The organism is Mycobacterium sp. E2497 (genome assembly GCF_001668695.1).
GTDB lineage: Bacteria > Actinomycetota > Actinomycetes > Mycobacteriales > Mycobacteriaceae > Mycobacterium.
In genome coordinates this window covers 1-6,324 of the sequence record NZ_LZKD01000260.1, presented here as the reverse complement: position 1 = coordinate 6,324, position 6,324 = coordinate 1, and the positions used below count along the sequence as shown (strand labels likewise).

Genomic DNA, 6,324 nt, shown 5'->3' with positions numbered 1-6,324 from the left:
TCGGCGATCTCCGCAGTGTCGGGGGCGCCCGCGCACAGCACCACCTGCACCTCGGGGGCGAACCGGTGCGCCGCCGCAACCAGGTGGGCCACACCCTTCTGCCGGGTGATCCGGCCGACGAACGCCACGGTGGGCCGGTGCGGGTCGACCCCGAGTTCGGCCAGCACCGACCCGGTTTCCATCGGCCCGGACGGATACCAGACGTCCGTGTCGACGCCGTTGCGGACGACGTGCACCAGGCTGGGGTCCAGGGCGGGATAGACCCGCACAATGTCTTCACGCATCGCGGAGCTGACCGCGATGACGGCGTGCGCGGCCTGAACCGCCGTGTGCTCCACCCACGTCGACACGCGATAGCCACCGCCGAGCTGTTCGGCCTTCCACGGCCGCAATGGCTCGAGCGAATGGGCGGTCAGGACGTGGGGGACGTCGTAGAGCAACGCGGCCAGGTGCCCGGCCATGCCGGTGTACCAGGTGTGCGAATGGACGACGTCGGCCGCCGACGCGGCGTTGGCCATCATCAGGTCCGCGGACAACGTCGTCAGCGCGGGGTTGGCGCCCCGCAAGCGCGGATCAGGCTGGTGCACGGAGGCGTTCGGCCGGGGCGCGCCCATGCAGTGCACATCGACTGCGCACAATCGGCGCAGCTGGGCGACCAGTTCGGTGACATGTACACCGGCGCCCCCGTAGACCTCTGGTGGGTACTCCCGAGTCATCATCGCCACCCGCATACCCGCACCGTAGTTCGGTGACGACGAGGCCCGCGAGTCGGGCCGAGAATCGATGGACCGTCGAGCCTGTCGGTGACGACGAGGCCCGCGAGTCAGGCCGAGAATCGATGGCCGGAACCCCGGGAACCAAATACCTTGACGGACAGCCGCACAGAAGATCGCCAATTAGCGCGGTCCCTCTGGCAGCGTTTCGCGACGGCCGATAGGTTTGAACCATGAGGGAAGCGCCACACGTGCTGGGCATTGTCCTGGCCGGCGGTGAGGGCAAGCGGCTGTATCCGCTGACCGCGGACCGGGCCAAGCCCGCAGTTCCCTTCGGTGGCGCATACCGGCTGATCGACTTCGTGCTGTCCAACCTTGTCAATGCCCGCTATTTGCGGATCTGCGTTCTCACTCAGTACAAGTCGCATTCACTTGACCGTCATATTTCGCAGAACTGGCGGCTGTCCGGTCTGGCCGGTGAGTACATCACCCCGGTGCCCGCGCAGCAGCGCCTGGGCCCGCGCTGGTACACCGGCTCCGCCGACGCGATCTACCAGTCACTCAATCTGATCTACGACGAAGACCCCGACTACATAGTCGTTTTCGGCGCCGACCACGTGTATCGGATGGACCCCGAGCAGATGGTCCAGTTCCACATCGAAAGCGGGGCCGGCGCAACGGTGGCCGGCATCCGGGTGCCGCGCAGCGAGGCCAGCGCGTTCGGGTGCATCGACGCCGACGATTCCGGGCGCATCCGCGCTTTCGTGGAGAAGCCGTTGGATCCGCCGGGCACACCGGACGACCCGGAGTCGACGTTCGTGTCGATGGGCAACTACATCTTCACCACGAAGGTGCTCATCGACGCGATACGCGCCGACGCCGACGACGACCACTCCGACCACGACATGGGCGGCGACATCATCCCGCGCCTCGTGGCCGACGGGATGGCAGCGGTCTACGACTTCAAGGACAACGAGGTACCGGGCGCCACTGATCGCGACCGAGGGTACTGGCGTGACGTGGGGACGCTGGACGCGTTCTACGACGCCCACATGGACCTGGTGTCGGTGCACCCGGTGTTCAACCTCTACAACAAGCGCTGGCCGATTCGCGGCGAGTCCGAGAACCTGGCGCCGGCCAAATTCGTCAACGGCGGCTCGGCGCAGGAGTCGGTCGTGGGCGCCGGCAGCATCATCTCGGCGGCCTCGGTGCGCAATTCGGTGCTGTCGTCCAACGTCGTGGTCGACGACGGCGCGATCGTCGAGGGCAGTGTGATCATGCCGGGCGCCCGGGTCGGCCGGGGCGCGGTGGTGCGCCACGCCATCCTGGACAAGAACGTCGTCGTCGGCCCCGGCGAGATGGTCGGCGTGGACCTGGAGAAGGACCGGGAGCGCTTCGCGATCAGCGCCGGCGGTGTGGTCGCCGTGGGCAAGGGCGTCTGGATCTAGCCGCCCGCTACGGAATCTCCGGGACCAGCAGGTGCGCATCGTGGCGCGGGCCCCAGTGCAGTGTGACGCGACCGCGCGGCGAGCCGGCGTAGGCCGCGGGGAGTTGGCCGGTGAGCGGGTTCCGCGGGCACAACCAGCGGCCGGTGACCACCAGCCGCAGCCGCTCACCGGCGCGGAACAGGGTCGCCGACGGGCCCAGCGCGACGTTGACCTCGACGACCTCGTGGGCCGCGACGAGCTGCGGGTCGGTGCATGCGGCCACGGGTTCCCACGGCCTGGACAGGTCGGGGTCCAGCGCGCGCAGCGCGACTCGCTGCCAACCGGTGCTCACCCGGTCGCGCCCGTAGCCGTACGAGCCCTCGAATGCGACAAACCGGTCCCCGAACCTGCCGGAGCGCCACTTCTCCACGCCGACGAACAGGTTGGCGTCCTCGCAACCGTGCAATTGGACCCACAACCGCGCCGCCATCGGCCCCGTCAACTCGACGTCCGCGGGAACCGTCCAGCTGAAAGCGGCCGCCGCAGCACGGGTTTCGAATGTGATGCTGCCCGGCTGCGGCGGGCGCCGGGCGGCCAGTGCCCCGCCCGTGTCGAGATACAAAGGCCGCCAACGGGTGCGCGCCAGCGGCCAGTCGGCTTCTTCACGCACTGCCGCGACGGTGTCGCGGTCTTCACGGACCTCGAGGCGGACGCTGCGCGAACCGGGCGCCCCGTCCAGCGCGGCGCGGAAAAACTTCAGCTGCTCGGCCAACGCGGGCCCGGAATAGAAGGTCGCCCATTTCCCCGCGCGGTGAGTGTACAGGCGGGCGTGCCTGGAACCGGCGTCCGTGAACGCGCGGATGGAGCCCCGGCTGTGCAGGTTGTTGTCGGAGAAGCTGCCGCACACCAGCATCGGCACGTCGATGGCGGACAGCTCCGGCACCAGGGAGCGCCAGAACTCGTCGCGCAGCGGGTGGGCGTCCTGCATGCGCTCCAGGTCGTAGGCCTGCCGGGTGTCGCGTCGCACGATCCGCGACCACATGCGGGTGAAGCCCCGCTCCCGGACGCCACCCGGAAAGGTCAGGTCGCGGTAGGCGTCGGTGAAGCCCTCCCAGGGACAGATGGCCTTCAGTGCCGGGGGGCGCAGCGCCGCGACGGCGTACTGGCTGATGGCCAGGTACGACACGCCCAGCATGACGACCCGCCCGTCGCTCCACGGCTGGTCGGCAATCCACTGCACGACGTCGTAGGTGTCCTCGGCCTCCCGGCGCGACAACAGCCTTCCGGTGCCCTCGGAGTGGCCGCAGCCGCGGGCGTCGGCGTTCACCACCACGAACCCCTGCGCGGTCCACCACGCCGGATCGGGTGCCTCCCAACCGGTCAGAGCCGAGAAGGTCACCGGCCGAGGCTGGCGCAGAATCCGGTACTGCACGGAGAACGTCCACCTGCTGCCGCGCCGCTTCGGCAGGTTGTCCTTGCCATAGGGGTGGATGCTCAGAATCACCGGCCGGGCCGGCGCGAGGGCCTCCCGGAACACGTTGAGCCGCAACACCGTTCCGTCGCGGGTCGGCACGCCCACGTCGCGCTCGACGCGTAGGCCGGCCGGCGGATCGGTCACGGTGACGGGGGGCGCGGCCAGACCGCGCAGGCGGCTCACCGCGTACCGGAGTGCACCGGGCCGCCGCCACGGCCGGTCCCGGGTGGGCGCGGGATTTCGGGCCACGCGACTACCCTAGGCGGGTCGTCTTGGCGATTACCAGATGTAGGGCACCAGCCGGTAGCGCACCCGCTGCCGGTATTCGCGATAGCCGGTCAGCTCCTCGGTGAGCAGCTTTTCCTCGTCGAGGATGCGCAGTGCGAGCATGACGCCGCCCGGGAGGACGAACAGCAGTCCCCAATAGGAGCCGAGCGCCAAGGGCATGCCGATCATCATGATCACGTTTCCGACGTACATGGGATGGCGCACGAATCGGTAGAGTCCGTCGGTCACCAGCGTCTGGCCCGACTCCACGGTGATGGTGGCGGCGGCATAACCGTTTTGGACGATCACCAGCATGGCGAGCCCGAGTCCCGTCACCACCAGGACGTCGCCGACCACACATAGCCACGCCGGCACCGACGACCAGCCGAACCGGTGATCGAGCGCGCTGACCACCATCGTCACGAACAGGGTCAGAAACGAGCCGGTGATGATGAATTTCTGGGCCGCCCGGGGTTCGGCCCGTGGGCCCGCGTTCATGCGCCGCCGCAGCGCGGCGGGGTTGTGGCGCGCAAGGTAGATCACCGGGACGATCGTGGCCGCCATGAAGACGGCGATGAAAACCCATGCCTGCCAATAGCGCAACGTGCCCGCCGGCACGAAGAGGATCAACCCGAACGACAGGATCCCCCAGAGCGACCTCAGCGTCACGCGGATACCGGTTTTCACGACGCCTTCTAGCTACGCAGGTCGCGGCGTCGGAAGGCCATGACACCGAGCGTAATCAGTCCGGTGTCGATGGCCAACAGCCAAAGCAGCGGCACACCGGTGAAATCCGCGCCGACCCGGGGGATGTGGGCGAACGGTTCCAGGTCGAGCAGCCACTGCGGGAAGCCGGCCAACGACCCGATCAAGTACAACGCGATGAACCCGACGAGAACGCCCCAGGCCACGGGGGTGAATCGCGGGGCGAGACCGAACACGGCGACGGTCACCGCCGACAGCAGCCAGACGGCGGGCAGCTGGACGGCCGCGCTGCCCATCACGACGGCCAGCTTGCCGCCGACGTCGCCCGCCGCGGCGCCGTAGACGAGCCCGGCGGCCACACCGCTGACCAGCATCGCCACCGCGGATCCGAGCAGCGCCGCCAGCAGGTGGCTCGCCAGCCAACGGGTTCGCGACACCGCGCCGGCCAGGGTGGTCTCGGCTCGTTGGGCCGTTTCCTCCTGGTGCAGCCGCAGTGTCAGCGAGACGGTGAATGCGGCGGCCGCCATGCCCAGCATGGTGAAGGCGACGGCGATGAATGCCTCCGCCAACGCGTTGGTGCCGCCCATCCGGACGACGATGTCGCGCGCGGCGTTGCTGTTGCCGAGCTCGTCGCCGATGCCGTGCACCACGCTGCCCAGCAACACGCCATACAGGCAGAGGCCCACCGTCCACAGCACCAGGGCGCCGCGGTCCAGGCGCCAGGCCAGCCCGAATACATTGCCCAGCGCGGGCGCCGCGGAGCCCGGACCGGGGCGCTCGGCGAAGAGGCCGGCGCCGACGTCTCGGCCGGCCAGCAGGCGGTAGGCCACCAGAGTCAGCGCGACGGTCGTCGCCACGTGCAGCGCCAGCACCGACCAGTGGTCTCCCGCGTACGGCTGGACTTGCAGCGACCACCCCAGGGGCGAGAGCCACGACAGCGAACCGGAACCGGCGTCGCCGAGGGCGCGCAGCGTGAAGGCGGCTGCCAGGACCGCAAACGCGGCCCCGCGGGCGGTCCGCGCACTCGGTGACAGTTGGGCGGCCACCGCGGCGACCGCGGTGAACACCAATCCGGAGCAAGCGAGCGCGGCGCCGAACGCGAGCGACCCGCCGGGTGGGACATCGGTGGTGAGCAGTCCCGCCGCGCCGATCACGCCGGTGGCGACGCTGGCCCCGAAGGACAACAGCAGCGCGGCGCTGAGGCCGGCGTAGCGGCCGACCGCGGTGGAGTCGAGGAGTTCGGTTCGGCCGGCCTCCTCGTCGGCGCGGGTGTGCCGGATGACGGTCAGGATGACGGCCACCGAGATCAGCAGGTGAAACATCCCCGCCTTCCAAATGCCAACGGCCCCAAGGCTGTCGTTGTAGACCTGGCCGTAGAGCGCGCGCTGTGCTGGGCTCGCCATGATGGACGCGGCGAACCCGGCGCGTGCGGCCTGGGTGGGGTAGACCTTTTCGATGCTGCCGACGTACACCGTTGCCAGCGGCACGGACAGCAGTAACACCCACAGCGGCAGTGAGATTCGATCGCGGCGCAGGTAGAGCCGCAGCATTGCGAGCGTTCCCGTGAAGTTCGGCCGGCGTTGCGGCACGGGGTGGGCCGGACGGTGCGACCGATCCAAGGTTGCGGTGGTCATGATGCGGACACCCTGCCCGCCGTGTCGTAGTGGCGCAGGAAGAGTTCCTCGAGCGTCGGCGGCTGGCTGACGAGGCTGCGCACACCGGCGTCGCCGAGCGCGCG

At 69.4% G+C, this 6,324-nt stretch carries 5 protein-coding genes and 1 pseudogene; 1 reads left to right on the top strand and 5 read right to left on the bottom strand.

Annotated elements, in window-relative coordinates; all coding sequences use genetic code 11:
* The coding region (glgA, locus tag A5713_RS24530) for a glycogen synthase (protein WP_156752014.1) at positions 1-731 on the bottom strand (731 nt) is incomplete at its 3' end.
* 215 nt (positions 732-946) lie between these two features.
* On the opposite strand from glgA, the gene glgC reads away from it, so the two are divergent.
* Positions 947-2,161 carry a glucose-1-phosphate adenylyltransferase gene (glgC, locus tag A5713_RS24525; RefSeq protein WP_068098820.1) on the top strand — a complete coding sequence of 405 codons (1,215 nt, stop codon included), beginning with the start codon at positions 947-949 and terminating at the stop codon, positions 2,159-2,161.
* 7 nt (positions 2,162-2,168) lie between these two features.
* Here the strand turns inward: glgC and A5713_RS24520 are convergent, their stop codons facing one another.
* The 4 genes and pseudogenes from A5713_RS24520 to A5713_RS28515 all read right to left on the bottom strand — a co-directional run.
* Positions 2,169-3,863, bottom strand: a complete 1,695-nt coding sequence (locus tag A5713_RS24520; protein ID WP_068098818.1) for a CocE/NonD family hydrolase — start codon at positions 3,861-3,863, stop codon at positions 2,169-2,171.
* Positions 3,864-3,893: 30 nt separating this feature from the next.
* Positions 3,894-4,568, bottom strand: a complete 675-nt coding sequence (locus tag A5713_RS24515) for an isoprenylcysteine carboxylmethyltransferase family protein (RefSeq protein ID WP_068098816.1) — start codon at positions 4,566-4,568, stop codon at positions 3,894-3,896.
* An 8-nt stretch (positions 4,569-4,576) separates the two neighbouring features.
* Positions 4,577-6,220, bottom strand: a complete 1,644-nt coding sequence (locus A5713_RS24510; protein ID WP_156752013.1) for an ABC transporter permease — start codon at positions 6,218-6,220, stop codon at positions 4,577-4,579.
* Positions 6,217-6,324: pseudogene (locus tag A5713_RS28515) on the bottom strand (ABC transporter ATP-binding protein); the annotation flags it as partial. The gene A5713_RS24510 and the pseudogene A5713_RS28515, both read right to left, overlap by 4 nt.

Excerpts from the sequence above, each read along its gene's own strand:
- A5713_RS24510 (WP_156752013.1), bottom strand. The coding sequence starts at position 6,220 with ATGACCACCGCAACCTTGGATCGGTCGCACCGTCCGGCCCACCCCGTG.
- glgC (WP_068098820.1), top strand. The coding sequence starts at position 947 with ATGAGGGAAGCGCCACACGTGCTGGGCATTGTCCTGGCCGGCGGTGAG.